The sequence below is a fragment of the Streptomyces sp. cmx-18-6 genome (assembly GCF_046548915.1).
Classification (GTDB): Bacteria; Actinomycetota; Actinomycetes; order Streptomycetales; family Streptomycetaceae; genus Streptomyces.
Window position 1 is genome coordinate 100,639 of sequence record NZ_JAEBEP010000014.1, and the last position, 26,878, is coordinate 127,516.

Below are 26,878 nucleotides of genomic sequence, written 5' to 3' on the forward strand. Positions count from 1 at the left end.
AGCCATCTCATTTGGATAGCTCGGTATTCTGTGAGTCATGGTGGGGATCGTTGAGCGGTTGGTGCCGGGCGAGTTGTGGGGGTTGTTCCAGCGGGTGGTGCCGGAGGCGCCGTCGCGGCCGCAGGGTGGTGGTCGGCGTCGGCACGGCGACCGGGAGGTGCTGGCCGCGATCGTCTTCGTGGCCACGTCGGGTTGCACCTGGCAGCAGCTGCCTTCGGCGTCGTTCGGTCCGTCCGGAGCAACTGCCCACCGGCGGTTCTCGGAGTGGTCGAAGGCCAGGGTGTGGGCCAAGCTCCACCGCCTGGTCCTCGACGAACTCGGTGCCCGTGCCGAGTTGGACTGGTCGCGGTGCGCGATCGACTCGGTGAACATGCGCGCGATGAAAAGGGGGACCTGACAGGTCCGAATCCTGTCGACCGGGGCAAGTACGGCTCGAAGATCCACCTGATCACGGAACGGTCGGGTCTGCCCATTTCCGTCGGGATCTCGGCTGCGAACCTGCACGACAGCCAGCCCCTGATCCCGCTCGTGAAGGGTATCCCGCCGATCCGCTCGCGCCGTGGACGTCGGCGGCGCAGGCCCGGCAAACTCCACGCCGACAAAGGCTACGACTACGCCCACCTGCGGCGATGGCTACACGAAAGAGGCATCACCCACCGCATCGCCCGCAAGGGAGTCGACTGTTCGCAACGGCTAGGCCGCCACCGCTGGACCATCGAACGCACCATGGCCTGGCTCGCTGGCTGCCGCCGCCTCCACCGACGCTACGAACGCAAAGCCGACCACTTCCTCGCCTTCACCAGCATCGCCTGCACTCTCATCTGCTACCGCAGACTCGCCCAATGGGATGACTTCTAATCATCAGGACCGCTCTGCGGCTTTCCGCGCTCCCGTCGGCTGGATCGGATATTGCCCACCCACTCGATCGCAAACGGTATGACTCCGGCGAGGACGATAAGGCTCTTGAGAGTGATATGCGCGATCAGTCCCCCTTTCGAGCCGGCAGCCCAGTCCTCACCGGCGTAGATACTCTCGCCCGCATGGGCAGAGGAGAAACCGATACGTCCGGAGCCTGTGCTGCCGTCAGCGAACCGCCAGTCGGCGCTGCAGTAACTTGCCGTCCCTGTGTTGATGCCTCCCTCGACGCAACCTCCGGCAGAGGTGACAACCGCGGGTTCCCCCTCGATCAGCTCCCGTACGTCCGCGCCGGGCCATACCCACAGGATCGTGCCGAACAGTGCAGCAAGGGCGAGCACCATGACAAACGCCGGTCCTTTCCCCATCCGTGGCGGCGCGGTCGCCGCGGATGGCGTGTCCGTACTCTCCGGCTCGGAGCCTGTGTCCGTGGTGTCGCTCGAGTCGTCATTCATGTGACGGCACCGCCCTGCTCGATGTCGGATAAGCTCACCGCCATAATCGACGACTCCCTGTACCCAGGCGGTTCCCGACCCCCAATCTCCCGCCCGGAGCAACGACCACGTCGGTCGCCACCCTGTCTCGGGTGTGATCCGAAGACGCTGCACGCCGGTCGCGCTGACCGACTACGCCTACGTCCCCACCGCCGCCACCGGCGCGCTCATCGCCTTCCTGGTGAAGATCAGCGAGGACGGATGGAACCGGGCGTTCGTAGTGCTCGACGCGGCGGCACTGGGGTTCTGGGCGATCACCGGGGCGCAGAAGACCCTCGCCGCAGGACTCGGCTGGCTGCCCGCCCTCCTGCTCGGCACACTCAGCGCCGTCGGCGGCGGCGCTCTCCGCGACATCGTCCTGGGACGCGTACCCGCCGTCTTCGGCGGCAACGCGATGTACGCCACTGTTGCTGCGGTATCGGCTGGGATCATGGTCGACTGTTCGTACGCCCACCAGCCCTTCACCGGCATGGTGCTCGGCATCACCGTCGGCCTGCTTTTCCGCCTGGTGGCGCTGCGCCGCGGCTGGAGCCTGCCCAACAGCCCCCATTGGCAGCCCAGATCCCGCCTCGCCTCCTACCTCGGCGGCAAGGGCTTCCACCTGGCACTGAAGCAACACGAGCACAGGACACACCACAGCACCGAGGACCGCGGCAAGGCCCACGGCAACTCCTGACCCCGCCAACGCCCACCGCCCTGAAGACGCGACAGCGCCTCCGGTGCACCCGTTGGAACACCCCCACTATGACCGGCAGACCACCGAGCTATCCAAATGAGATGGCCTCTAAGACAGTTGAGAGGACTCTGTCGGAAGCTGCTCCCTTGAGCAGGTGCAAGGGCAGGGCTTCACCTGCTCAGAGATACCGTGTAGCCCTGACGGGGGGAGGACGTTGGAGCCTTGCCAGGGGGGTGCATGACAGGCGTGAGACGCCTACGAGGAGGGGGAGGAGGTGCGTGTCGCAGGCCAGCCCTCTCGGGGCCTACCTGAAGACCGCGGAGGCATTCCGGGCCCGGATCGAGGCTGACAACGGAACGGCCGAACTTCAGTCGGCGGAGATCATGCACGACCACGGCGTATCACGAGGTTTCGCGCTACGGGCGTTTCTCGCTCTCCAAGAGCGGGGAGCCGCAGAGCTGGTGCCCGGCGGGCGATGCCGAGCGGTGCAGCACGGGGAGCATGCCGACCGCAGTCCATGGCCGAACGCCTGGCTGCCGTGATCACGGAGGGCAAGCTCACCGTGGGGCCCCTTCCCCAGCGCGTCAGCACTATAGGAACGCTTTGGCGTATCGCGACCGGCAAAAGGGAGTGGCATCACACAGACGCTTGCAGATCGAAGATGGAGGCAGGAAATGCTGAGGAAGTGTCCGCGGGATCAACCCGTCCGGCCGCTCGTCTACCTTCTTCGTGAGGGAGGGCGGAGCGGCCGGATGAGGGTCCAACGGGCCAGTTCACCACTGCTGTATGGATCCGCTCCCTGCCGCAGAGCGCGTCGTGTGGCAGGGGGCGGTGTTCACAGGGTGGCGTTCAGATTCTTCGCTCTTTGCTTACGCTTCCTCTTGGGCGAGGGCGGGGTCGCCGGCGGCTCGCGGAGCCGCTTGGATTCTTCGGCGTAATTGTTGATCGTGGCGGCCATCTTCAGCGCCTGATCGGGCTCGACCGGTCCCAGATCGAGAACGTATCCCACTGAGGAACACCGGTCACACGGGGCCGACACTCCGATCCCTTCCAGGTCAACTCCCAGCTTCCGCAAGGCGTTGACCAGTTCAACACCAGCCTCTATTGCATAGTCGCGATCCTGGTCATCGAAATATTCCGGGCCGATTGGATGAAACTTCTGCTGCACGAGAACCTTTTCAGGTAGGGGAGGGGAAGCGGTGGAGCTAGTCAGTCGAATCGAGCTGTCCCACCTCCGCCTTCTTGGGCTTGGGCTGGGAGAGGGCTTTGATCTCCTTGCTCATGCGCTGGAACTCGACCGCGTACTCGTCGATCTTCTTCGCCATGTTCACGGCCTCCGCCGGCCGCAGGTTGCCCAGGACCACCAAGTAGGGATCCTTGACAACAGTGCAGGTGTGGCAGACCTGCGAGATGCCGATGCCGTCGAAGTCGACACCGAACCTTCGCAAGGCATTGACCAGTCGAACTCCGGCCGAAACGGATTCAACGCGATCCGTATCGTCAAAATATTCCGGACCGACGTCATCGCCGACATTCAAGGAAAGCCTGCCCTTGTTCTCGCAGCAATTCTCTGTCATGGTCAGCCTTTCGTCGTGGGGTTTCCAGCGTGAGGAGTTTTCACATCTGAGGGGGCAACCCTTCGCCGCGTCCTCTCGGTGTGACTTCATGCAAAACCAGCGGCAGGCGTTGGCCAGGGATAGTGAACGTGGTCTACCCAGGTGCGTCACGAACCTCGTGGTGCTGATATCCGAGACCGGTCGACGGCGGCGAAACCGGAATAGTCTTGCTCGTGGGTATCGCCGCGTCACCAGATCGGTTACAGGTACGCCCGGTGTGTGGTGCTGCGAGCCCGCAGGTCGTCCGCGTCTCGGCGGGCCAGTTGCTCAAAGACCATCCGCTCGACCCTCGCCAGACAGTCGTCGCAAGCGAACATGTCGCCGTCGCCGTCCCTGGTGCGGATGGGCCCGAACCACTTGACGGATACGCACTCCCGGCCGCATCCGAGCCAGCAGGGCCCCATGATCCGGTTGAGTTTCACGTGGGCAGGGGGAACTGGAACTGATCCGCCGGCCGGAAGACCGTACGAGGGCTAGTCATGATCCAGGGCAGTCGTCGGCCCTCCAACTCCAGGATCCGGCTGCTCCCGGTTGCCCCTCTCATGTTGCGGATGCGGTAGCAGGTGCCGTCGAGAGGAAGGTGGTCACCGACCCTGACCCCATCGGGCCTTACCTCCAGAGGCAAGGTGCCTTCCGGGCGCAGCTCTTCGAGCGGCTTCGCCGGCCGATACGCCAGGCTCTCCAGCCCAGCCGCAAGGCGTTCGGCCGTTCTCACGCTCATGCGTCCGCGGACGGTTACCACGAGCCGCCCGCTCACGGCTTCGGGAGCAACCTGCTCCAGGAAGACGCCATAACCGCGCAACGCACGGACAAGGCGAACAGCTGTAGCGGATGCCTCTTTCTCCGTGGGCTCATTGGGGTCTGGTGGCACATAGGGCAGCGGGAAGCTCGTCATGTGAGTACTCCTGGTGGGGGATCTCCGCTCGATCTGCTTCCAGAGTGCACTTGCCTGACTACGCTGTGAAGTTCTCAGGTGCCCAACCTGCATGTTGGTCAGCAAGGCATATGCCCGACCCGTTGACCAGGAGGAATGCGGCAGGTCATCTGCCTTTTCAGGGGTGTGGGTCAGAGGAGGTTGGAATGTCTGACGATGTTGACGCCCGGCGGCAGTTCGGGGCGGAGCTGAAGAGTCATCGTGAGCTGTACGGTGAAAAGGGGATGACTCAGACAGAGTTGGCCATAAGGTGCAAGACTTCAAAAAGTACTATCAGCCGCCTGGAGGCTACGGCGGGGCGGATCCCGCCGGAGATTCCAGCCCTCCTCGATCAAGTTTTTGCTACTGACGGAACATTTCAACGTCTCTACGAGCAGATCGAGGCAGAGGGCTTCTCCGCCTACTCACGCAAGCGGATTGAGTTGGAGCCCAAGGCATCCGCCATCGTCGAGTGGTCGCCCACTGTCGTTCCGGGGCTGCTCCAGACTGCGGGGTACGCCCATGCGTTGCTTCAAGAGGGCATGCCAAGGGCAACCGAGGCAGAGGTGCAACGCAAGGTTCAGCAGCGTTTGAGTCGACAGGAATTACTCAGGGGACCCACGCCCCCGGATCTGTCCGTCGTGATCTGTGAGTCCGTGGTTCGGCGCATGGTCGGCGGGCCGGAGGTTATGCGTGGCCAGTTGAAGGCTCTGTTGAACATCGCATCGCGGCGGACGACGATCCTCCAAGTTCTGTCTCTGGGCGCGGAGTACCCCCACCGCCTCATGGATGGCTCTCTGTCCGTCGTGACAACCCATGATCGGCTGGTGGTTGCCTACACAGAGGGCATCCGATCAGGCTCAATCATTGAAGAGCCGGGGGAAGTTCGCGCGCTGGAGAGGTCTTACGATTTGCTCACCGCATCAGCTCTCTCGCGTGACGCGTCTGCCCGGATGATCAGAAGCACCATGGAGGCACTGTGACCACTGAGTGGGTCAAGAGTTCGTACAGCAACCAGGACGGTGGCAACTGCGTGGAGTGGTGCCCTTCTGTGGCTGCTGGGACCGGCATCGTCCCCGTCCGTGACAGCAAGGTCCCCGCAGGCCCATCCCTGACGGTCTCGCGCGCCGCGTGGGTCGGTCTGGTGGAGTACGTCAAGACCACTGCGGTCTAGCCATCCAGCAATGCAAAGGGGTTCTCACCAGTCGGTGGGGGCCTCTTTGCGTTGTTGGTCGTGACGGGGAGCAGGAGTGCGCCGTCGAAGGGCGGCCGCCGGCAGCTCCGTTCCTCAGCGCCGCACGTCTCGATGCTCACCCGGGGAACGCAGGCCGAGCCACTGTTCCGCGTCCCAGGCGTGGAACCGCTCCACCTCGGTGAACCCCAGCTTCGCCGCGAGGCGCATCGAGCCGGTGTTGGCGGTCTGCGTGGTGAGCACCACCGGTTCGCCGGGAAGGGCGTCGTCGAGCCAGTCGAGTGCCGCCGCGCACGCCTCGGCGGCGTACCCGGACCCCCACGCACGCGGCAGAAACAGGTAGCCGAGATCGGCCTTTCCGGCGGCGGCCGGGCGGCGGTCCGCCGGTGTCCTTCTGAGGAGGATGTGGCCGATCATCGCCCCGTCGAGCTCGACGACGAAACTGCCGGGCCACCGCTCCGGCGCCTCGGGCATCTCGCGTTCGAGATCGTCACGGCGTCGGGGGCCGCCCAGGTAGGTGTGCACCTCCGGCGAGGCCAGCAGCTCGATGAACGTCGCACGGTCCCGGGCCTCGGACTCACGGAGCACGAGCCTCCCGGTCCGGATCGGCTCGGGCGGCCAGGTGACGTGTTCGAGGTGAGTCATGCCGACCAGCCAATCAGGGGAGTCGGCAGTGATCAAGGTTTGCGGGCCGGTCTGCCCACCTGCCCGGGGCCCGGCCGTTTCTGTACGTCGTACGACGGTGGGGCGACCGGGAAGCGGCCGGGAGAACCGGCGTTGTCAGTGGTGGCTGAGAGCATCGGGATCATGACGACGATCGACTGGGACGCGGCGGCCGACTCCTTCGACCGGGAGCCCGACCACGGGCTTCTCGACCCCACCGTGCGCGACGCCTGGGCCGGCCGGCTGGAGAGCTGGCTGCCCGGCACCCGCAGTGACGTGCTGGACCTGGGGTGCGGCACCGGAAGTCTCTCGCTGCTGGCCGCAGGGCAGGGGCATCGGGTCACCGCCGTCGACCGGTCGCCCCGGATGGCCGAGCAGGCCCGGGCCAAGCTCGCCGGGACCGGGGCGGAGGTGCTGGTCGGGGACGCCGCCAGGCCGCCCGTGGGGGAGCGGGTGTTCGACGTGATCGTGGCCCGGCACGTCGTCTGGTTGCTGCCCGACCCGGCGGCGGCCCTCGCGCACTGGTTCGGTCTGCTGAAGCCGGGCGGGCGGCTGGTGTTGGTCGAGGGGGTGTGGGGCGGGGTCGGGCTCTCCGCGGCCCGGGTCACCGCCCTGCTCGCCCCGCACACCGAGCGCGTCCACCACGAGGACCTGGCCGGCGACCCGCGCCTGTGGGGCAAGGAGGTCGACGACGAGCGGTACGCGTTGGTGGCCCGCGCGGAGCCGCCGCATCGGCACACCGAAGTCGTCGACGTCCACCTGATCCTGCGTCGCGGCCCGGACGTCCTGCTCGCCCGCCGCGCCGATACGGGGTACGCGGACGGCCTGCTGCACATGCCCTCCGGCCACGCGGAGGACGGCGAGGACGTCCGTGAGGCGATGATCCGGGAGGCCGCCGAGGAGATCGGCGTCGAGCTGGACCCCGAGGCGCTGGGCGTCGCCCTCGTGATGCAGCACCGGGGGCCCGGCGGCGGGGCGCGCATGGGCTGGTTCTTCGTCGCGGAGTACGACGCGGAGCACCCGCCGCGCAACGCGGAGCCGGAGAAGTGCTCCGAGCTGGACTGGTTCCCGCTGGACGCCCTGCCGGACGACATGGTCGCGTACTGCCGTGCGGGCCTGGACGGTTACCGGGCGGGTGAGCGCTTCATGATCCACTGGCACGAGGACGGCGACCCGATCGCCCACCGGCCGGACGGCGCGCGAAGGGCCGTGGCGCTGGCCGTCGCGGAGCCGCCGTCGTCGCCCCGCCCCTGAAGTCCCTTGCGCGACGGTCGTGACGGTCAGGCCAGCAGGTCCGTCAGCCCTTCGGTCCGGGCCAGGCGTTCCAGCTCGTCCAGGGCGCGGGACGCCGAGCCGGCCGCCTCGGGGTCGCGCTCGGCCAGGCCGCTCGCCCCGAACTCGTCCTCGTCCAGCCGCAGTACGAAGGTCCCGTCCGCCGACACCCACAGGTCCAGGTCCAGGTCCTCCACGCTCAGCACCCCGTTCGCCAGGACGGCGGGCCGGGTGATGTCGCAGTACCACCCCTTGAGTTCCCCGCCGCCGGTGCGGACCTCCTTCACCGCGAACCACCGGTCCCGCCAGTAGTGCTCGGTGAAGACGTCGCCCGGCTCGAACCGGACGAACCCGAAGTCCCGCACCCCCGGCGCGGCCCACGGAGCCCGTACGGTGACGCGGGCGCCGTCGTCGCGGACCAGCTCCGCCGGATACCGGATCTTCGTGCGGCCCGCCTTGGTCAGGGCGACGACCAGGCCCTTGGACCGGGGCGCGCGGGCCGCGCGCGGCTCAGCCGAGGCTGCGGACATGACGGACCTCCGTGGCGCAGACGGTGTAGCCGAACCACTTGTTGACGGCCAGCATCGGGCCGTTGCCCGTGTCGTTCGAGGTGTAGGCGTCCGTGTAACCGGCCGCCCGCGCCCGGTGCAGCGAGTCGTTCTTCGCCAGCTTCGCCAGGCCCCGCCCCCGGAACGTCCGCAGGGTGCCGGTCATGTTGCTGGAGTACGTGCGGTTCCCGTCGGTGCCGGCGGCGCTGAACGCCGCTACCTCGCCGTCCACCAAGACCACCGAGGACAGCGCGAGGTCCAGGGTCGGGTGACGCCAGACGTTCGTCAGCCAGTCCTCGTAGTCGTCCAACTCCGTGGAGATGTCGCTCGGTTCGTCCGACGACGCCTGCGCGTCCGCCTCGAACAGCGGCCGGGGGTCGTCGGCGAAGTCGGCCGCCGTCCTCAACTCGACGCCCGCCGGGACCTCCTGGAGCGGCGGCAGGGAACCGCCCGCCAGATCCAGGTGCTGGAAATGGGCGGAGCGGCCGGGCCGGTAGCCCCGGCTGCCGGCGAACTCCAGGTTCTGCGGCGTGTCCAGCACCCAGGCGTGGACGACCGTGGCCCCGGCCTGGGCCAGGTGCTCCTCCGCCGTGCTCAGCAGCAGTGAGCCCGCGCCGCGACCGGTGCGGCCCGGAACGACGTGCGGGGTGACATACCCCTGCCCCGCCTCCGAGCTGTCGTGCGCGATGCCCGCCTGCGCCGTGCCGATGATCTCGCCGTCCTGCTCGGCCACCAGCAGCCGGTAGTGCCGGTCCGGATGGGAATGGGCCAGATCGTGCGCGACCTGCTCGGGGGTGGAGAGCAGATAGGGGACCGAGGCCCGCCGGGCCAGCGTCCACGCGTGAGCGTCGAGCGGTCGGAAGTCACGCACCATCACCGTCATGCGGGGGACGTTACGCGGGGCCCCGCCGCGATCGCCTCCCCTTTTTCCGCCGGTCGGGGACAATCGGCCCGTGACTGAGAAGCCCATGACTGAGAAGATCGTCCTGGACCCGGACTCCGGCATCGCCCCGTACGAGCAACTGCGCACCCGGCTCTCCGAGCTGGCCCGTTCCGGCGCGCTCCCGGTCGGCCACCGGCTCCCGACCGTACGCGGCTTCGCCGAGGAGCTGGGCCTCGCCGCCAACACCGTGGCCAAGGCGTACCGCGCGCTGGAGGCGGACGGTGTGATCGAGACCCGGGGGCGCAACGGGACCTTCGTCGCGGCCGCCGGGGGAGCGGCCGAGCAGCGGGCCGCGGCCGCCGCACAGCAGTACGCCGAGACCGCCCAGCGGCTCGGACTGCCCCGGGACCGGGCGCTGTCGCTCGTACAGGACGCGGTACGGGCGGCGTACGCCCGCTGACGAACGCAGACCGTTGGCCCCGCCGGACCACCCACCCCCTTGACGTACGCCGCGTACGCGCGCTGAGCTGACCCGCCGCCTCGCGCGCCCCCGTGCGCCGAGCTCCCCGGACCCCGCACCCACCCCCGTACCGACTACAAGTACAGCCCCGCGTCCGCCCCCGCGTCCTGCTTCGGCACCGACGCGGGGCCGATGCCCCGGCGCAGCGCGTACAGCTCGGCGAGCGAGCTGCCGTCCCGGCTCACGCCCTCCTCCGTGCCCAGCCACGCCACCGACTCCTGGCGGGTCAGCGGGCCGACCTCGATGCGGGCCAGGCAGCGGCCCGGCCGGACGACCGCCGGATGCAGCCGCTCCAGGTCCTCGTTGGTGGTGACCCCCACCAGCACGTTCCGGCCCTGGCCGAGCAGACCGTCCGTCAGGTTCAGCAGCCGGGACAGGGCCTGGCCCGCGGTGTGCCTGGCCTCGCCGCGGATCAGCTCGTCGCAGTCCTCCAGGAGCAGCAGCCGCCACCGGCCCTTGGCCGTGCCGTCGTCCTCACCGATCGCGATGTCCATCAGATAGCCGACGTCGTTGAAGAGCCGCTCCGGATCCAGTACGCAGTCGACCTGGCACCAGTCGCGCCAGGACCGGGCCAGGGTGCGCAGCGCGGACGTCTTGCCGGTGCCGGGCGGCCCGTGCAGCAGGAGCAGCCGGCCCGCGATGTCGTCCGGGGTGACCTTCATCAGCCGGTCCATGGCATCGGCCACCGGTGCGGTGTAGTTGGGGCGGACCTCGTCCCAGCTCCCGGCGGCGATCCGCCGGGTGGTGCGGTACGGGCCGCGGCGCGGGGAGACGTACCAGAAGCCCATGGTCACGTTGTCGGGCTGCGGTTCGGGTTCGTCCTGGGCCCCGTCCGTCGCCTGCCCGAGGACCTTCTCCGCCAGCTCGGCGCTGGTCGCGGTGACCGTGACGTCCGCGCCCCGGTTCCAGCGGGAGACCAGCAGCGTCCAGCCCTCCCCCTCGGCGAGCGTGGCGCTGCGGTCGTCGTCCCGGGCGGCCCGCAACACCGTGGCGTGCGGGGGCAGCAGGGTCGCGCCGGCCCTGACCCGGTCGAGGGAGGAGCTGTGGGAGTACGGCTGCTCGCCCGTCGCGAAGCGGCCGAGGAAGAGCGCGTCGACGACGTCGGAGGGTGAGTCGCTGTCGTCCACGGTGAGCCGGATCGGCAGAGCGGATTCGGGGGAGGCAGACATGGCGCCCATGATCCGGCACGGGGGCACCCCGCGCACCCAGGTTTCACCAGCTCGTGCCCTCTGTCCCGGGGCGTACGACGGTGCTCACGCCCCCTCAAGGGGCGGACGAAGGGGCGGACGACGGTGTGGGGGGCCACTGCGCCGGAGCGCGCCGGGGTGACGTACCGCCACCGGTGGGTCAAGGAACCGCCGTTGAACTCCAGGGGGCGGGTGGAAGCACTCGGCGCCTATTTTTGGCATGAACACTTCCGGTTCGGCGAGGGCGCTGCTACTACGGAGTAGGCAGATACCCCCTGCTCAAGGAGGTCCCATGAAAATGTCCAGACTCGTGGCGTTCTCGTCCTCTCTCCTGCTCGGCGCCGCCCTCGCCCTGACCGGCGCGGGGACCGCGAACGCCGACTCCTCCGCCCAGGCCGTCGACTACGTCGCCCTCGGTGACTCGTACTCCTCCGGCGTCGGAGCCGGCAGCTACGACAGCTCCAGCGGCGACTGCAAGCGCAGCACCCGTGCCTACCCCAGGCTCTGGGCCGCCGCCAACTCCCCCTCCTCGTTCGCCTTCACCGCCTGCTCCGGAGCCCGTACCGGAGACGTCACGAGCAGTCAGCTCGGACCGCTGAACTCCTCCACCGACCTCGTGTCGATCTCCGTCGGCGGCAATGACGCGGGCTTCGCCGACGTCATGACGACCTGTGTCCTCCAGTCCGAGGCCACCTGCCTCAGCCGCATCGCCACCGCCCGCGCCTACGTCGACTCGACCCTGCCCGGCAAACTCGACTCCGTGTACGCGGCGATCAAGGCCAAGGCCCCCTCCGCCCGGGTCGTCGTCCTCGGATACCCCCGCTTCTACCAGCTCAGCGGCAACTGCGTGGCCGGCCTCAGCGAGAAGGAGCGCTCCGCCATCAACGGGGCGTCCGACTACCTGAACGCCGCCACCGCCAAGCGCGCCGCCGACCACGGCTTCACGTTCGGTGACGTCAGGACGACCTTCACCGGGCACGAGATCTGCTCGGGCAGCTCCTGGTTGCACAGCGTGAACTGGCTCAACATCGGTGAGTCCTATCACCCCACCGCCGCCGGACAGTCGGGCGGCTATCTGCCGGTCTTCAAGTCCGCCGCCTGACAGGCTAGTTGCTCCGGCATCGCCCTCCTGTGCGGGAGGCTCCGTCTTCTCGGGGTCTCCCGTTCTGCCGTACAGCCCATCCGAACTGTCCGAAGTCGCCCCGGAATCGGGCGGATTCGGTAACTGGTCGTCAACCTCCGTATGTGTGTGCTCGATCCTGCGGGCGGGATACCCGTGTGTCACCGTGGGGCGATAGGGTTAACCTGCCCGGACCGGGTGCCCTCGTACGGGTGGGGAGTGACATGGAACAGATAACGGTGCGGAGCAGGCCGCGTGTGCCTGCCATCACATGCGGGAGCGGTGCGACCAGTACGCGCCTCGACCGCCACCTCGCGGTGCTCGGCGGCCCTGTCGTCCCGCAGCGCGAGTCGGCGGAGGCGACGCTGCTGATGCGCGAGCTGACCTCGCGCGATGCCGCGCACACCGGCCGGAGCAGGAGCGCCCGTGTGTCGCTCTTCGCCCCGCTGCGGCGACTGCGGCGTTCGCTCTTCGGCAGCCGCCGCTGACCGACCGCATGTCGACCAAGGGGCCGGCCCACCGCTCGGGGCGGCCCACTGTCCGGCCTGCTCCCGCCCGGGCCGTCCCGGAATCGGCTCAGGCGACCACTCCGTCCCGGCGCAGCACCGCCGTCTGCTCGTCCGTCATCCCCAGGGCGCGCAGCAGCGCATCGGTGTGCTCACCCAGCGCCGGTACGGCTCCCATCCGCGGCTCCGCCCCTCCCGGCAGCGTGATCGGCGGCAGCAGCGCCCGCAACGGCCCGACCGGCGAATCCACCTCCCGCCACCGGTCCCGCGCCGCGAGCTGCGGATGCGCCGCCACGTCGGCCACCGTGTTCAGCCGGGCGCACGCGATGCCCGCCGCCTCCAGGGCGTCCAGCGCCTCCTGACCCGTCAGCCGCGCCAGCGCCCGCCCCACCGCCTCGTCGGTCCGCTTCCGGTTCGCGGTGCGCGCGGTGTTCGTCGCGAAGTCCGGGTCGCCGGCCAACTCGGGACGTACGAGCACCTGTTCGGCGAGCCGCCGCCACTCCCGGTCGTTCTGCACGGAGAGCAGCACCCGCTCCCCGTCCGCCGTCGCGTAGGCGTCGTACGGCGCGATCACCGAGTGCGCGAGTCCCGTGCGCGGCGGGGGAGGGGACCCGTGCATCCCCTGGTGCAGCGGATGCCCCATCCACTCGGCCAGCGCGTCCAGCATCGACACCTCCACCGGCCCGCCCCGCCCGGTCGTGCCCCGCCGCAGCAGAGCCGCCAGCACCCCCGAGAACGCGTACATGGCCGCCGCGATGTCCGCCGCCGGAACGCCCGCCTTCACCGGCTGCTCGGCGGTCCCGGTGACGGAGACCAGGCCCGCCTCGCACTGCACGAGCATGTCGTAGGCCCGCTTGTGCGCGTACGGTCCGCCCTCCCCGTAACCGGAGACGTCCACCGCCACCAGCCGCGGGTGCGCCGCACAGAGCGTCGCGGCGTCCAGCCCGAGCCGGGCCGCCGCGCCCTGCGCCAGATTCTGTACGAACACATCGGCACCGGCGACGAGTTCACGCACCACCGCCAGCCCGCGCGGGTCCTTCAGATCGATCGCCAGGGACTCCTTGCCCCGGTTGCACCACACGAAGTGCGAGGCGAGACCCCGCGCCGACGTGTCGTACCCGCGCGCGAAGTCGCCGCCGTCCGGGCGCTCCACCTTGATGACCCGGGCCCCGAGATCGGCGAGCTGCCGGGTGGCGAAGGGGGCGGCGACGGCTTGTTCGACGGCGACCACGGTGATGCCGTCGAGGGGGAGTGGCGATGTGTTCATGGACCCGTGCTTACCCTGTGACCGGCCCTTTTCGCCACCTCCGGGCTGGGCGGGAAGGCTGACCGCACGCCCTCACAGCAGGGCGAACTGTCCCTCCGGCCCCTCCTCCTGGTGACCGAGGACCGACGCGGGCCGCCGCGCGGAGGCCGGGACCGGCAGCACCCCGGCCGCCCGCAGCTCCTCCGGCGGGATCAGGCGCGCCCCCCGCTCCAGCCGGGCCCGCAACGCCTCCTGCCGGGGCCGCAGCCCGTCCAGGAGCGCCAGTACGGAGATGAGCTCCAGCAGCTCCGAGGTCCACTCCCGGGTCCACCCGCGCGCACCGACCGCCTCCAGGCCGTCCGCGCCTTCGGGGCCCGCGCCCGCCGCTGCCGCCGCCCGGCGTTCGAACCAGAGCTCCAGCACCCGTACACCGCTCACCGTGAACTCCCACGCCCCCGCGGGCACCGGCGAGATCCGGCCATCACCGATGACCAGGGCCTCGGCCTCCGCGTCGTACCCGATCCCGGTGGGCCGCGTCGGGAGCGCCGCCCGCACATAGGGCCTGCGCCCGCCCGGCAGCCGGGGGCGCTCCCCGCCCCGCGCCCCGCGCAGCTGGATCCGGATCAGCTCCCGGCCGAGCGACACCCCGGCCGCCCACACCTCGGCGTCGGCGGGCAGCGGGACCCGGCAGCCGGACGGGGACGGCAGGGCGGCGGCCAGGATCCAGGCCAGCACGGAGTCGGGATCGGTCCGCTCCGGGCCCAGCCGTGTGCGCAGCACGTCCAGCAGGCCCGGCGCCAGATTGGGGTCGGTGGCGCCCGGCCGCCGGTACAACGGCCGGATCCGGCCCGGCCGTCCGGCGGGGGAGTAGCCGTCCGGCAGCAGGCAGCTCACCGACAGGGCGGGCCCCGGGGCCTGGGGCACATGACCGTGTTCGACCGCGAAGAGCTGATGCTCGTCCCCGACCCGCCACAGCTCCGGGCGGGCCGCGTCGATCAGCCGGTGGTCGGGAAGCAGCCACTGCTCGTCGTAGGGACCGTGCAGAATCCGTACGGGATCGGGGCAGGCCCCCGGCTCACGGGCGAAGCGGCTCGTCCCGCCGGCCCGCCCGGGCAGCGCCGCGACCGGGGTGTGGGGCGTACGGGACCGGGTCGGCCGGAACAGCCGGTCCTGCTCGGGGCCCTCGGCGGCGGCCAGGTGCTCCCAACGCGTCCGGAGTGCGGCGGGGTCGGGGCCGCTCACCCAGGAGCGGCCGGTTCTCAGCGGGCGCACCGACCACGGCATCAGGTCATCCAGCGGCACGGACCCCGTGTCCTCGCCCGATCCGGCCGCTGCCGCCGTCCTGCGCGCTGCCACCGAGCCGTCCTCCCCTGTCCGCTCTCCGCCGGCCCCGTCCGCCGCGACCCGTTCGCATCGTAACGGCGGGGGCGGGCGGCCGGCGGCGGGGTCAGTGAGCCTCCACCGTCACGGAGAACGAGAACCGGTCGCCCCGGTAGCGGATCCGGGCCACGTCCACGACGCGCCCCTCCTCGTCGTACGTCACGCCCGTGTAGTGCAGGATCGGGCTGAGCAGCGGGACGTGGAGGAGTTCGGCGGTGACCGGGTCGGCGAGCCGGGCCTCCACCGTGTCGGTGATCCGGGAGATCCTGACCCCGACGGCGTCGCGCAGCACCTTCGTCATCGGCCAGCGTTCGAGGTCGGCCACATCGATGCGGGCGGCGACGTCGGGGCGCACCGCGTTCTCCGCCCAGTTGGTCGGCTCGCCGCTCTCGCCGTCGCGGCGCAGCCGCCGGTAGCTGACCACCTCGGCGCAGTCCGGGAAGAACTCCGCGAGATCACCCGGCACCGGCCCCGCCCCGTGGCCGAGAATCGTCGTCGCCTCGCCGGACTGCTGGGCCACGATCGCGTCGACCGAGCCCAGCAGCCGGACCGGGGCGCCCCGCCGGGCGCGCGGTTCGATGAACGTGCCGCGCCGCCGGTGCCTGCTGATCAGCCCTTCCGTCTCCAGCTCCTTGAGCGCCTGGCGCATCGTGAGCACGCTGACCCCGTAGTGGGCGGCGAGCTGTTCCTCGGTGGGCAGCCGGAGGGACGCGTCCTGCGGGCGGCCGAGTATGGAGGCCCGCAAGGACTGGGAGACCTGGTACCAGAGCGGCAGTTTCCGGTTGAGGACGAGGGAGTCGGGGGCGAAGGCGGGCGGGTGGAGGTGGGGCTGCGGCGCCCGGTCGGCCCCGGCCCCCGGTTCCTTCCGTGCCCCCGCCCCGGTCGTGTCATGGCTCTCTGTCACGTCGTCCCCGTCCCGTCCGTCCTGCCCCCGACCTGTCCCCGTCCCGTCTCTTCCGGGCCCCACCGACCTGTCCCCGTCCCGTCTCCTCCGGGCCCCACCGGCCCGCGCCGCCTGCCCGGCTACGGCCGGAAGTTGCGGGTCAGACCCTGCCACACGTCGTCGTAGCCCCGCTGAAGGTGGTCGGCTCCGGCCGCCTGCGCGGTCGCCGTGACGGGCCAGCGGGTCTCGAACATGAAGGCCAGGCCGTCGTCGATCTTCTGCGGCTTCAGCTCCGCCGCGCTCGCCCGGTCGAAGGTCTCACGGTCCGGGCCGTGGGCCGACATCATGTTGTGCAGCGAGCCGCCGCCGGGGACGAAGCCGTCCGCCTTCGCGTCGTACGCCCCGTCGATCAGGCCCATGTACTCGCTCATCACGTTCCGGTGGAAGTACGGCGGCCGGAAGGTGTCCTCACCGACCAGCCAGCGCGGGGCGAAGACGACGAAGTCGACGTTGGCCAGACCGGGGGTGTCGGTCGGGGAGGTCAGCACCGTGAAGATGGAGGGGTCGGGGTGGTCGTAGCTGATCGTGCCGATGACGTTGAACCGGTGCAGGTCGTAGACGTACGGGGTGTGGTTGCCGTGCCAGGCGACGACGTCGAGCGGGGAGTGGTCGTACGTGGCCGACCAGAGGTTCCCGCAGAACTTGTTGACCACCTCCACCGGCCTCTCGTCGTCCTCGTACGCGGCGACGGGGGCCAGGAAGTCACGGGCGTTCGCCAGCCCGTTGGCGCCGATCGGCCCGAGGTCCGGGAGCGCGAACGGGCGGCCGTAGTTCTCGCAGACGTACCCGCGTGCCGTCTCGTCCAGCAGCTCCACCCGGAAGCGGACTCCGCGCGGGATGAGCGCGATATGGCCCGGTTCGGCGCGCAGCAGGCCCAGTTCGGTGCGGAGCAGCAGACCGCCGTGCTCGGGGACGATCAGGAGCTCGCCGTCCGAGTCGCTGAACACCCGGTCGGTCATGGAGGAGTCGGCGTGGTAGAGGTGCACCGCCATGCCGGTGCGCTGGGCGGCGTCACCGTTGCCGCCCAGGGTCCACAGCCCGCCGAGGAAGTCCGTGCCGGGCGCGGGGGCGGGGAGCGGGTTCCAGCGGAGCCGGTTCGGGTCCGGCACGGTCTCGGTGAAGGGCGCGGTGCGCAGGTTGCCGTTGTCGGTCCGCACGAAGGCCGGGTGCGCGGCCGAGGGGCGGATCCGGTAGAGCCAGGAGCGGCGGTTGTCCGCGCGGGGCTCGGTGAAGGCGGACCCGCTCAGCTGCTCCGCGTACAGCCCGAGGGGGGCGCGCTGGGGTGAGTTGCGGCCGTGCGGCAGCGCACCGGGAACCGCCTCCGAGCTGTGCTCGTTCCCGAAACCGGAGGAGTACGTCAGCCCCTCGGCCGTCTTTCTCGCCTGCTCGATGCCGCTCATTCCGCACTCCTGGCGCTCATGAAGCCCTCGAATCCGCTGGACAACGAATCCTATGGACCACCGTAGGAATAGGAGGCGGGCGCGTCAACGGCATAGATCACGCCATTCGGGGCGTGTGCGGGGCGCGCGGGCGACCCGAAGGGTGTCGAAGGGCGGGCGCACTGCCCTACGCTCGCGCACAGGGTGTCCCCAGGGAGGTGCACGGCATCATGGAACCCGTGCCCCACGCGAACCCGAACCTCCGACGCGCTCCCGTGCAGCAGCGCAGCGCCGAACGACTCGCCCGGATACTCGACGCCTGCGCCGGCCTCCTCGACGAGACCGGTTACGAGCAGCTCTCCACCCGTGACGTCGCCCTGCGCGCCGAAGTGCCCATCGGCTCCGTCTACCGGTTCTTCTCCAACAAGCGCGCCCTCGTCGACGCCCTCGCGCTGCGCAACCTGGACAGCTACGCCGAACGCATCACCGCACGGCTCGCCGTCATCCCCGCCGACGACTGGCGCGCCGCCATCGACGCGGTGCTCGACGAGTACCTGGCCATGAAGCGGACGGTTCCGGGCTTCGCCCTGGTCGACTTCGGCCCGCCGTCCCTGATCGAGGGGCCGGCGGACGACGCCAACCGGCGTCTCGCGGGCCGGCTCGCCGATCTGCTCGCCGGGCACCTCGGCCGCCCGGCCGGCCCCGACCTGCTGCGGGCCGTCCTGGTCAGCGTCCAGGCGGCGGACGCCCTGCTCCAACTCGCCTTCCGCATCGACCCGTCGGGCGATCCGGCGATCGTGGCGGAGACGCGGACGCTGGTACGGGCCTACCTCGCGCAGATCCTGGACTGAGCCGGGCCCGTTTCCCGGGGAGGGTGTGCGGCCGGGGCCTGGGGGTTCGTCGCTCGAAGCCTCCCCGTCATGCGTACCGGTCGGTATGCTCGGTCGGACCGGGCCCCCTGGCTCCACCCGGGCCTGCCACATCCGCCCGCGTTCACCCGCATCCGCCCGCCGTCACCGCCGTCGCCCCGGGGAGGGCCCGTGTCCCGCAACTCCCGTACCGCACCGCGTATCTGCCCCCTCTGCGAAGCCACCTGCGGCCTCACCCTCACCATCGAGGGAACCACCGTCACCGGTGCGCGCGGCGATCGCGACGACATCTTCAGCCGGGGCTTCGTCTGCCCCAAGGGCGCGGCCTTCGGGGGCCTCGACGCCGACCCCGACCGGCTGGCCGCCCCGCTCGTACGGGGGGAGGACGGGGAGCTGCGGGAGGCGGCCTGGAGCGAGGCGTTCGACCGGATCGCGGAGCGCATACCGGCCCTGGTCGAGGCCCACGGCCCGCAGGCGGTCGGCGTGGTGCTCGGCAACCCCAACGTGCACACCATGGCCGGGGCCCTCTACCCGCCCCTGCTGCTCGCCGCGCTGCGCACCCGCAACGTGTTCACGGCGAGCACCCTCGACCAGATGCCCAAGCACGTCTCCAGCGGACTGCTCTTCGGAGACGCGCACGCCATCCCCGTACCGGATCTCGACCGCACCGACCACCTCCTCCTCATCGGCGCCAACCCGCTGGAGTCCAACGGCAGCCTGTGCACGGCCCCCGACTTCCCCGGCCGGCTCAAGGCGCTGCGCCGGCGCGGCGGCACCCTCACCGTCATCGACCCGCGCCGCACCCGTACCGCCCGCCTCGCGGACCGGCACGTCGCGATCCGGCCGGGAGCCGACGCCCTGCTGCTCGCCGCGATGGCCCACGTACTCCTCCAGGAAAAGCTCGCCGACCCCGGCCCGCTCGCCGAGCACCTGGAGGGGGTGGACGAACTCGCCGCCGCCCTGGCCGACTTCACCCCGGACGCGGTCGCCGCCGCCTGCGACGTGGACGCGGCCACCATCGCGGCCCTCGCCCGGGAACTGGCCGCCGCACCCACCGCCGCCGTCTACGGGCGGATCGGCAGCTGCACCGTCGAGCACGGCACCCTCGCCAGCTGGCTGGTGGACGTCCTCAACATCCTCACCGGCAACCTCGACCGCCCCGGCGGCGCCCTCTTCCCGCTCTCCGCGACGGCGCGCGCACCCCGCCCCGCCGCTCCCGGCAAGGGCTTCGCCCTGGGCCGCTGGGCGAGCCGGGTCTCCGGCCATCCCGAGGCCAAGGGCGAACTCCCCATCGCCGCCCTGGCCGAGGAGATCGAGACCCCGGGCGAGGGCCGGATCCGCGCCCTGCTCGTCCTCGCCGCCAACCCCGTCCTCTCCGCGCCGGACGGCGACCGGCTCGACGCGGCGCTGGCCGGCCGCCTCGACTTCATGGTCAGCGTCGACCCGTATCTCAACGAGACCTCCCGCCACGCCGATGTCGTCCTGCCCCCGCCGCCGCCCTCGCAGGCCGCCCACTTCGACTTCGCGTTCAACTCCTTCGCCGTGCGCAACCAGGTCCGCTACACCCCCGCCCCCGTCCCCCTGGAGGAGGGGCGGATGGACGAGAGCGAGATCCACGCCCGGCTGATCCTCGCGGTGGGCGGGATGCACGGCGCCCCGCCCTCTGCCGTCGACGACCTGGCCATCTCCACCGCGATCAGCAGGGCGGGAGCCCCGAAGGAGCTGGCCGGCGAACTCACCGGCGGCAGCGGCCCCGAACGCCGGCTCGACCTCATGCTGCGGCTCGGCCCGTACGGGCTCACGCTGGAGCGGCTCCTCGCCCACCCGCACGGCATCGACCTCGGCCCGCTGAAGTCCCGCGTCCCAGAGATCCTGCGCACCCGCTCCGGCCGCGTCGAACTGCTCCCCGCCCCCATCGCCGCCGATCTGCCGCGCCTGCGCCGGGCGTTGGGCGACCGGCCCGCCCCGCTCGTCCTGGTCGGCCGCCGCCACCTGCGCTCCAACAACAGCTGGATGCACAACGTCGGCTCGCTCAGCGGCGGGTCCAACGTCTGCACCCTCCAGATCCACCCCGACGACGCGGCCCGGCTCGGACTCGTCGACGGGGCCACCGTACGGATCGAGTCGGCGGGCGGCGGGATCGAGGCCCCCGCCGAGATCACGGACACCGTACGCAGCGGAGTGGTGAGCCTCCCGCACGGCTGGGGCCACAGCCGCCCCGGCACCCGGATGTCCGTCGCCGCAGCCCGCCCCGGAGCGAACGTGAACCAGCTCCTCGACGGCACCCTCCTGGACCCGCTGTCCGGCACCGCCGTGCTCAACGCGATCCCGGTGACGGTGACCCCCTCCCTCTAACACCATCGCGTTGACCTGGGGTTTTGCTCGTATTGCTCACGCGTCGACATCTTGTTAACGCCGCGAGGGGGCCCCTAACGTCGTCCGGACCGCCGAGACCGGTGGGAGTTCAAGGATGAACGTTAGGTATCCCCCATGCTGACAATCCTCGGCTTCGCCATGATCGCGACCTTCCTGGTCCTGATCATGACGAAGAAGATGTCGCCGATCGCGGCGCTGGTACTGATCCCCGCACTGTTCTGCGTCGCCGTGGGACAGGGAGCGAAGCTCGGCGACTACGTCATCGAAGGCGTCGGCAACCTGGCGCCGACCGCCGCCATGCTGATGTTCGCCATCGTCTACTTCGGCGTGATGATCGACGTCGGCCTCTTCGATCCGATCGTCCGGGGCATCCTGCGGTTCTGCAGGGCGGACCCGATGCGGATCGTCGTCGGTACGGCGGTGCTCGCCGCGATCGTCTCGCTGGACGGCGACGGCTCCACCACCTTCATGATCACCGTCTCGGCGATGTATCCGCTGTACAAACGCCTCAAGATGAGCCTGGTCGTCATGACCGGCGTGGCGGCCACGGCGAACGGGGTCATGAACACCCTCCCCTGGGGCGGCCCCACCGCCCGCGCGGCGACCGCCCTGAAGCTGGACGCCTCCGAGATCTTCGTCCCCATGATCCCGGCGCTCGCGGTCGGACTGCTCGCCGTGTTCCTGCTGGCGTACGTGCTGGGCCGCCGCGAGCGCACGCGGCTGGGCATGCTCACGCTCGACGAGGCGCTGGTGCGGGAGGCCGAGGAGGAGACCGTTCTCGCGGGGGCCGGCACGGGCGCGGGCGACGGCGACCGCCTCCGCAAGGGCTCTGCCGCCTCGGGTTCGGCGGACCTCACGCAGGACGGTGACGACGAGGAGGACGATGACGACGAGGAGTTCAAGGGCCTCGACCCCGACCGCTCCACCCTGCGGCCCAAGCTCTACTGGTTCAACGCGGGCCTGACCATCGCCCTGCTGACAGCGATGATCATGGAACTGATGCCGATCCCGGTGCTCTTCCTCCTCGGCGCGGCCCTCGCCCTCACCGTCAACTTCCCCCACATGCCCGACCAGCGGGCCCGGATCGCCGCCCACGCCGACAACGTCCTCAACGTCTCCGGCATGGTCTTCGCCGCCGCCGTCTTCACCGGCGTCCTGACCGGCACCGGAATGGTCGAGAACATGGCCGACTGGGTCGTCGGCGCGGTCCCCGACGCGATGGGCCCGCACATGGCCATCGTCACCGGGCTGCTCAGCCTGCCGCTCACCTACTTCATGTCCAACGACGGCTTCTACTTCGGCGTCGTCCCCGTCCTCGCGGAAGCCGGCGCGGCCCACGGCGTCTCCCCGCTGGAGATCGCCCGCGCCTCCCTGGCGGGTCAGGCCCTGCACATGTCCTCGCCGCTGGTCCCCGCCGTCTATGTGCTCGTCGGCATGGCCAAGGTGGAGTTCGGCGACCACACCCGGTTCACGGTCAAGTGGGCGGTGCTCACCTCCCTGGTGGTGCTCGCGGCGGGCATCCTCTTCGGCACGATCTGATGTCACCCGCATCGATGGGAGCCCTGGCACCGGGGAGGAGCCCGTGCGGCGATGGGCTTCTTCTGAGCGATGGGCTTCTTCTGATGGGCACGCTCTGATGTCATCCGCACCGCGACCCGGGCCCGGCAGGGGCTGGCTGCTGCGCCTCGTCATCGCCTTCGCCTTCGCGCAGGGGGCGGTGTCGATGGCGCGGCCCGCCGTCTCCTACCGGGCCCTCGGGCTGGGCGCGGACGAGGGGACCATCGGCGTCATCGCCGGGGCGTACGCGCTGCTGCCGCTGTTCGCCGCCGTCCCGCTCGGCCGGCGCACCGACCACGGCCGGTGCGCGCCCCTGCTGCCGCTCGGCGTGGCGCTGATCTCCGGCGGCTGCGCGCTCAGCTCGGTGGTCTCCTCCCTGCCCGCGATGGCCGCCTGGAGCGGGGTGATGGGGCTCGGCCACCTCTGCTTCGTGATCGGCGCGCAGTCGATCGTGGCGCGGCAGTCCGCCCCGGCCGAACAGGACCGCAACTTCGGCCACTTCACCATCGGCGCCTCGCTCGGCCAACTCGGCGGCCCGATCGCGGCGGGTGCGCTGATCTCCGGCGACGGCGGTGCCCTGGGGCGTACGAGCGCACTCGCGCTCCTCGTCTCGGCGGGCGTCTGCGCGGTCGCGCTCACGTCGTTGTGGCGCATCGAGCACCGGCGTACGCCCGGCTCCGGTCCCGGCCCGAAACCGGGGGCGGCCAAGGTCCCGGTCACGAAGATCCTCGGCGCGCGCGGCGTCCCGGCCGGGATCTTCGTCAGCATGGCGGTCCTGTCCTCGACCGACATCCTCACCGCCTACCTCCCGGTCGTCGGCGAGCACCGGGGGATCGCGCCCGCCACGGTCGGGCTGCTGCTGAGCCTGCGGGCCGCCGCCACCATCGCCTGCCGCCTCGCGATGACGCCGATGCTGCGGCTCCTCGGCCGGACGGCCCTGCTGAGCACCAGCTGCCTGCTGGCCGGCCTGCTCTGCGCGGGGATGGTCCTCCCGGTGCCCGTCCCGGTGCTCGCCGTCATGCTGGCCGCCCTCGGGTTCTGCCTCGGCTTCGGCCAGCCGCTGTCCATGACCACGGTGGTCCAGGCCGCCCCCGCCGAGGCCCGCTCCACCGCACTGGCCCTGCGGCTGACCGGCAACCGGCTGGGCCAGGCCGCCGCCCCCGCCGCCGCGGGCCTGATCGCGGGCACGGCGGGGGCGGCGGCCCCGTTCGCCCTGCTCGGGGCCCTGCTGCTGGCGGCGGCGGGCCTGGGCCTGCGCGGCGGACGAGCGGCCCGGCCCTCCTCCGTACCGCCGGATCCCACGCCCGTACGCGAACGGGAACGGGAACCGGAACCGAAACGCGCACGGGAACAGGAACGCGCACGCGAACAGGAACCGAAACGCGCACGGGAACGCGCACGGGAACAGGAACCGGAACGCGAACGGTTCGGCAACGCGTCCCCGGCCGACCGGGACCGAGCCTGACGCACCCGCCCCGCCCAACCCCGTACGCCCCAGACATCCCACACGTCCCAACCTTCGCGCGAGTCATTCCCACACCCCGCCCGGTGGGCTAACTTCCCTTCACAGCCGCTCCCCACCGCGACGCCACACCTTCACCCCGGGCGGACCCTCATGACGCGCGCCATCTCCCTGCACCACGTCAGCAAGAGCTACGGCCGGGACCGGCGAGCCGTCGACCGGTTCACGCTCTCCATCGACCCCGGCGAGTTCGTCGTGCTGCTCGGCCCCTCCGGCTGCGGCAAGTCGACCGTGCTGCGCATGATCGCGGGGTTGGAGGAGATCAGTGAGGGCGAGCTGCTGCTCGACGGCGAGTTCGCCAACCACATCCCGCCGCGCGAACGCCACATGGCCATGGTGTTCCAGAACTTCGCGCTGTACCCGAGCATGACGAACCGGGCCAACATCGGCTTCCCGCTGAGGCTGGAGAACCCGGGCGAGGACAACACCGCCCGGATCGAGGCGACCGCCCGGATGCTCGGCATCGAGCACATACTCGACCGCTATCCGGCGCAGCTCTCCGGCGGCGAGCGCCAGCGCGTGGCGATGGGCCGGGCGATCTCCCGCAGGCCCTCCGTCTTCCTGATGGACGAGCCGCTCTCCAATCTGGACGCCAAGCTCCGCAACCATCTGCGCGCCGAGATCGCCCTCCTCACCAGGGAACTCGGCGTCACCACCGTCTATGTGACGCATGATCAGGCAGAGGCGATGTCGCTGGGCGACCGGGTGGCGGTGATGCGCGGCGGCGTCCTGCAACAGGTCAGCCCGCCCCGCGAGGTCTACGCCCTGCCCGACAACGTCTTCGTGGCCGCGTTCATCGGCACCCCTCGGATCAACCTCCTCCAGGCCGTCGTCCACGCCCCGTTGGAGGGGCGGATGTCGATCGACCTCGGCCGCCAGCGGCTCGCCCTGCCCGAACCCCTCAGCCCCGACCACCAGTTGCTCCGCATCCAGCAGGGCCGCCGGATCATCGTGGGGCTGCGCTCGGAGGCGGTCCGGATCGCCCCGCCCAGCCACGCCCGCCCCGGCGAGGTGGCGCTCAGCGGGATTGTCGAGCACGTGGAGTACCAGGGGCACGAGGCGCTGGTCCACCTCAACACCGGTTCGCGGCCCGCCCTCGTCCCGGACCTCGAATCGGCCCAGCCCCGGGCCATGCCCCGCCGCCGCAGGGCCGCCGCGGGCCGTCCGGGCGGCGGGCCCGGCGGACAGGGCGGCGGCCGGGGCGGTCAGGACGGCTTCGGCGGCCTCGGTGTCCTGGGCCGGCTCAAGGGGCGCGCCGGGGCGCGGATCAGCGGCCCGGTCGTCACCCTCGACGACCCCGCCCCGGACCCGGCGGCGGTACGCACCCCGGACCGGCCCTCCGTGATCTCCGGCGACCTGGTGGTGCGCACCGGCCCCGACATGCGGCTGCGGACCGGCGGCCAGGTCCCGCTGCTGGTGGACCTGGCCCACCTGTACGTCTTCGACCACTACGGCCGCCGCATCTGCCCGCTGCCGCAGGACGTCCCCGGGCTCGACGGCTGAAACCCCTCACCGGCGGACGGAACCCGTCACCGATCGGACCCGGGGGCGTGCGCTCCGGCGTGACGGGCGTCTCCGGGAGCTCCCTGGCGCCAGAAAACTAACGGCGCTAGTTTGGACGGTCGGGACGGCAAGTCGGCGTCCGCACAGCCCGTCCGGGAGGAAACAGCCATGAAGGCCCATGACCAGATGTACATCGGCGGCGCGTGGCGGCCGGCGGCCGGCCAGGACACGATCGCCGTCGTGAACCCCGCCGACGAGCGGGTCATCGCCCACGTGCCGGCGGGAACGGCCGAGGACGTCGACGCGGCGGTCCGGGCCGCCCGCGCCGCTTTCCCCGGCTGGGCCGCCACCCCGCCCGCCGAGCGGGCCGCCCGGCTCTCCGCCCTGAGCGACGCGCTGGTCGCCCGCAAGGACGAGCTGGCCGAGACGATCACCGCCGAGCTGGGCTCCCCGCTGCCGCTCTCGCAGATGGTCCACGCGGGCGTCCCGGTCCTGGTCGCCGCCTCGTACGCCGAACTGGCCGCCTCGTACGCCTTCGAGGAGAAGATCGGCAACTCCACCGTCCTGCTGGAGCCGGTCGGGGTCGTCGGCGCGATCACCCCCTGGAACTACCCGCTCCACCAGATCGTCGCCAAGGTCGCCCCCGCGCTCGCCGCCGGCTGCACGGTCGTCCTCAAGCCGGCCGAGGACACCCCGCTCACCGCCCAGCTCTTCGCCGAGGCCACCGAGGCCGCCGGGCTGCCCGCCGGGGTCTTCAACCTGGTCACCGGTCTCGGCCCGGTCGCCGGTCAGGCGCTCGCCGAGCACGAGGGCGTCGACCTGGTCTCGTTCACCGGATCGACCGCCGTGGGCAGGCTGATCGGCGCGACCGCGGGCGGCGCGATCAAGCGCGTCGCCCTCGAACTCGGCGGCAAGTCCGCCAACGTGATCCTGCCCGGTGCCGACCTCGCCAAGGCGGTCAACGTGGGCATCGCCAACGTGATGACCAACTCCGGCCAGACGTGCAGCGCCTGGACCCGGATGCTGGTGGACGACGAGCGGTACGACGAGGCCGTGGAGCTCGCGGCGAACGCCGTCCTCAAGTACGCGCCCGGCGAGCGGGTCGGCCCGCTCGTCAACGCCCAACAGCAGGACAGGGTGCTCGGTTACATCCAGAAGGGCATGGACGAGGGCGCCCGGCTCATCGCCGGAGGCCCCCACGCGCCCCTGGAGACCGGCTACTACGTCAGCCCCACCGTCTTCGCCGACGTCACCCCGGACATGACGATCGCCCGGGAGGAGATCTTCGGCCCGGTGGTCTCCATCCTCCGTTACGCGGATGTGGACGACGCCCTCCGTATCGCCAACGACACGGTGTACGGGCTCGCGGGAGCCGTGTGGGCGGCCGACGACGAGCAGGCGGTGGCCTTCGCCCGCCGGATGGACACCGGACAGGTCGACATCAACGGCGGCCGCTTCAACCCGCTTGCCCCGTTCGGCGGTTACAAGCAGTCCGGGGTGGGACGCGAGCTGGGGCCGCACGGTCTGGCGGAGTACCTCCAGACCAAGTCGCTCCAGTTCTGAACGCCCTCACCCCGTCCCGTACCCATACCCGTACA

26 protein-coding genes and 1 pseudogene are annotated in these 26,878 nt (G+C 71.0%); 15 read left to right on the plus strand and 12 right to left on the minus strand.

The features are described from left to right. Positions 1-37 precede the first annotated feature (37 nt). Positions 38-858, plus strand: a protein-coding gene (locus ACLJPL_RS27995; RefSeq protein ID WP_411083714.1) for an IS5 family transposase whose coding sequence is annotated in 2 segments (ribosomal slippage) — positions 38-386 and positions 386-858 — 822 coding nt in all. Because the reading frame shifts where the segments join, the coding sequence is not laid out codon by codon here. On the opposite strand, the gene ACLJPL_RS28000 is transcribed toward ACLJPL_RS27995, so the two are convergent. Next, complete coding sequence (locus tag ACLJPL_RS28000; protein ID WP_411083715.1) at positions 855-1,259, minus strand: hypothetical protein; 405 nt, start codon at positions 1,257-1,259, stop codon at positions 855-857. The genes ACLJPL_RS27995 and ACLJPL_RS28000 overlap by 4 nt on opposite strands. Positions 1,260-1,503: 244 nt before the next feature. Here ACLJPL_RS28000 and ACLJPL_RS28005 point away from each other — a divergent pair, with 244 nt between their 5' ends. After that, a complete protein-coding gene (locus ACLJPL_RS28005) occupies positions 1,504-2,085 on the plus strand; it encodes a trimeric intracellular cation channel family protein (protein ID WP_411083716.1) in 582 nt (193 codons plus the stop codon). A gap of 835 nt (positions 2,086-2,920) precedes the next feature. On the opposite strand, the gene ACLJPL_RS28010 is transcribed toward ACLJPL_RS28005, so the two are convergent. Then, a complete protein-coding gene (locus ACLJPL_RS28010; RefSeq protein ID WP_411083717.1) occupies positions 2,921-3,253 on the minus strand; it encodes a hypothetical protein in 333 nt (110 codons plus the stop codon). Positions 3,254-3,290: 37 nt separating this feature from the next. Next, entirely contained in the window at positions 3,291-3,449 is a 159-nt protein-coding gene (locus ACLJPL_RS28015; protein ID WP_411083718.1) for a hypothetical protein, read from the minus strand. A 30-nt stretch (positions 3,450-3,479) separates the two neighbouring features. On the opposite strand from ACLJPL_RS28015, the gene ACLJPL_RS28020 reads away from it, so the two are divergent. Continuing rightward, positions 3,480-3,695: a hypothetical protein gene (locus ACLJPL_RS28020; protein WP_411083719.1), complete on the plus strand. Its 216-nt coding sequence runs from the start codon at positions 3,480-3,482 to the stop codon at positions 3,693-3,695. A 424-nt stretch (positions 3,696-4,119) separates the two neighbouring features. Here the strand turns inward: ACLJPL_RS28020 and ACLJPL_RS28025 are convergent, their stop codons facing one another. Further along, positions 4,120-4,596 (minus strand): hypothetical protein, encoded by a 477-nt coding sequence (locus ACLJPL_RS28025; RefSeq protein WP_411083720.1) that lies wholly within the window; start codon positions 4,594-4,596, stop codon positions 4,120-4,122. A 185-nt stretch (positions 4,597-4,781) separates the two neighbouring features. Here ACLJPL_RS28025 and ACLJPL_RS28030 point away from each other — a divergent pair, with 185 nt between their 5' ends. Further along, a complete protein-coding gene (locus ACLJPL_RS28030; protein WP_411083721.1) occupies positions 4,782-5,597 on the plus strand; it encodes a helix-turn-helix domain-containing protein in 816 nt (271 codons plus the stop codon). After that, the gene (locus tag ACLJPL_RS28035; RefSeq protein WP_411083722.1) at positions 5,594-5,788 is read left to right on the plus strand and encodes a DUF397 domain-containing protein; all 195 of its coding nucleotides are present in this window, start codon (positions 5,594-5,596) and stop codon (positions 5,786-5,788) included. Before ACLJPL_RS28030 ends, ACLJPL_RS28035 begins: the two co-directional genes overlap by 4 nt. Positions 5,789-5,902: 114 nt before the next feature. Here ACLJPL_RS28035 and ACLJPL_RS28040 read toward each other — a convergent pair whose 3' ends face one another. Further along, positions 5,903-6,451 carry a GNAT family N-acetyltransferase gene (locus ACLJPL_RS28040; RefSeq protein ID WP_411083723.1) on the minus strand — a complete coding sequence of 183 codons (549 nt, stop codon included), beginning with the start codon at positions 6,449-6,451 and terminating at the stop codon, positions 5,903-5,905. Between the two features lie 162 nt (positions 6,452-6,613). On the opposite strand from ACLJPL_RS28040, the pseudogene ACLJPL_RS28045 reads away from it, so the two are divergent. Then, positions 6,614-7,696: pseudogene (locus ACLJPL_RS28045) on the plus strand (methyltransferase domain-containing protein); the annotation flags it as partial. Between the two features lie 53 nt (positions 7,697-7,749). On the opposite strand, the gene ACLJPL_RS28050 reads toward ACLJPL_RS28045, so the two are convergent. Beyond that, positions 7,750-8,271, minus strand: a complete 522-nt coding sequence (locus tag ACLJPL_RS28050) for a DUF402 domain-containing protein (RefSeq protein ID WP_411083724.1) — start codon at positions 8,269-8,271, stop codon at positions 7,750-7,752. Beyond that, positions 8,252-9,172 (minus strand): GNAT family N-acetyltransferase, encoded by a 921-nt coding sequence (locus tag ACLJPL_RS28055; RefSeq protein WP_411083725.1) that lies wholly within the window; start codon positions 9,170-9,172, stop codon positions 8,252-8,254. Before ACLJPL_RS28055 ends, ACLJPL_RS28050 begins: the two co-directional genes overlap by 20 nt. An 85-nt stretch (positions 9,173-9,257) precedes the next feature. On the opposite strand from ACLJPL_RS28055, the gene ACLJPL_RS28060 reads away from it, so the two are divergent. Then, positions 9,258-9,632, plus strand: a complete 375-nt coding sequence (locus ACLJPL_RS28060) for a GntR family transcriptional regulator (protein ID WP_411083800.1) — start codon at positions 9,258-9,260, stop codon at positions 9,630-9,632. A gap of 134 nt (positions 9,633-9,766) precedes the next feature. Here the strand turns inward: ACLJPL_RS28060 and ACLJPL_RS28065 are convergent, their stop codons facing one another. Next, positions 9,767-10,861: a DUF5925 domain-containing protein gene (locus tag ACLJPL_RS28065; protein WP_411083726.1), complete on the minus strand. Its 1,095-nt coding sequence runs from the start codon at positions 10,859-10,861 to the stop codon at positions 9,767-9,769. 310 nt (positions 10,862-11,171) lie between these two features. On the opposite strand from ACLJPL_RS28065, the gene ACLJPL_RS28070 reads away from it, so the two are divergent. After that, on the plus strand, positions 11,172-11,981 hold the full coding sequence (locus tag ACLJPL_RS28070; RefSeq protein WP_411083727.1) for an SGNH/GDSL hydrolase family protein: 810 nt from the start codon (positions 11,172-11,174) through the stop codon (positions 11,979-11,981). Between the two features lie 242 nt (positions 11,982-12,223). After that, a complete protein-coding gene (locus tag ACLJPL_RS28075) occupies positions 12,224-12,487 on the plus strand; it encodes a hypothetical protein (RefSeq protein ID WP_411083728.1) in 264 nt (87 codons plus the stop codon). Between the two features lie 88 nt (positions 12,488-12,575). Here ACLJPL_RS28075 and ACLJPL_RS28080 read toward each other — a convergent pair whose 3' ends face one another. The 4 genes from ACLJPL_RS28080 to hmgA form a co-directional block, all read right to left on the minus strand. After that, on the minus strand, positions 12,576-13,772 hold the full coding sequence (locus ACLJPL_RS28080; protein ID WP_411083729.1) for a CaiB/BaiF CoA transferase family protein: 1,197 nt from the start codon (positions 13,770-13,772) through the stop codon (positions 12,576-12,578). A gap of 72 nt (positions 13,773-13,844) precedes the next feature. Further along, positions 13,845-15,107: a type ISP restriction/modification enzyme gene (locus ACLJPL_RS28085; protein WP_411083730.1), complete on the minus strand. Its 1,263-nt coding sequence runs from the start codon at positions 15,105-15,107 to the stop codon at positions 13,845-13,847. A 91-nt stretch (positions 15,108-15,198) separates the two neighbouring features. Beyond that, entirely contained in the window at positions 15,199-16,035 is an 837-nt protein-coding gene (locus ACLJPL_RS28090) for a GntR family transcriptional regulator (protein ID WP_411083731.1), read from the minus strand. Positions 16,036-16,154: 119 nt separating this feature from the next. Then, positions 16,155-17,474, minus strand: a complete 1,320-nt coding sequence (hmgA, locus tag ACLJPL_RS28095; RefSeq protein WP_411083732.1) for a homogentisate 1,2-dioxygenase — start codon at positions 17,472-17,474, stop codon at positions 16,155-16,157. 209 nt (positions 17,475-17,683) lie between these two features. Between hmgA and ACLJPL_RS28100 the strand changes: the two genes are divergently transcribed. The 6 genes from ACLJPL_RS28100 to ACLJPL_RS28125 all read left to right on the plus strand — a co-directional run bounded on the left by ACLJPL_RS28100 (position 17,684) and on the right by ACLJPL_RS28125 (position 26,843). Continuing rightward, positions 17,684-18,304: a TetR family transcriptional regulator gene (locus ACLJPL_RS28100; protein ID WP_411083733.1), complete on the plus strand. Its 621-nt coding sequence runs from the start codon at positions 17,684-17,686 to the stop codon at positions 18,302-18,304. Between the two features lie 189 nt (positions 18,305-18,493). After that, the gene (locus ACLJPL_RS28105) at positions 18,494-20,677 is read left to right on the plus strand and encodes a molybdopterin-dependent oxidoreductase (protein WP_411083734.1); all 2,184 of its coding nucleotides are present in this window, start codon (positions 18,494-18,496) and stop codon (positions 20,675-20,677) included. A 135-nt stretch (positions 20,678-20,812) separates the two neighbouring features. Next, positions 20,813-22,237: a CitMHS family transporter gene (locus ACLJPL_RS28110; protein ID WP_411083735.1), complete on the plus strand. Its 1,425-nt coding sequence runs from the start codon at positions 20,813-20,815 to the stop codon at positions 22,235-22,237. Between the two features lie 97 nt (positions 22,238-22,334). Then, on the plus strand, positions 22,335-23,720 hold the full coding sequence (locus tag ACLJPL_RS28115; RefSeq protein WP_411083736.1) for an MFS transporter: 1,386 nt from the start codon (positions 22,335-22,337) through the stop codon (positions 23,718-23,720). A gap of 150 nt (positions 23,721-23,870) precedes the next feature. Then, on the plus strand, positions 23,871-25,280 hold the full coding sequence (locus ACLJPL_RS28120) for an ABC transporter ATP-binding protein (protein WP_411083737.1): 1,410 nt from the start codon (positions 23,871-23,873) through the stop codon (positions 25,278-25,280). A 168-nt stretch (positions 25,281-25,448) separates the two neighbouring features. Beyond that, a complete protein-coding gene (locus ACLJPL_RS28125) occupies positions 25,449-26,843 on the plus strand; it encodes an aldehyde dehydrogenase family protein (RefSeq protein WP_411083738.1) in 1,395 nt (464 codons plus the stop codon). Positions 26,844-26,878: the final 35 nt, after the last annotated feature.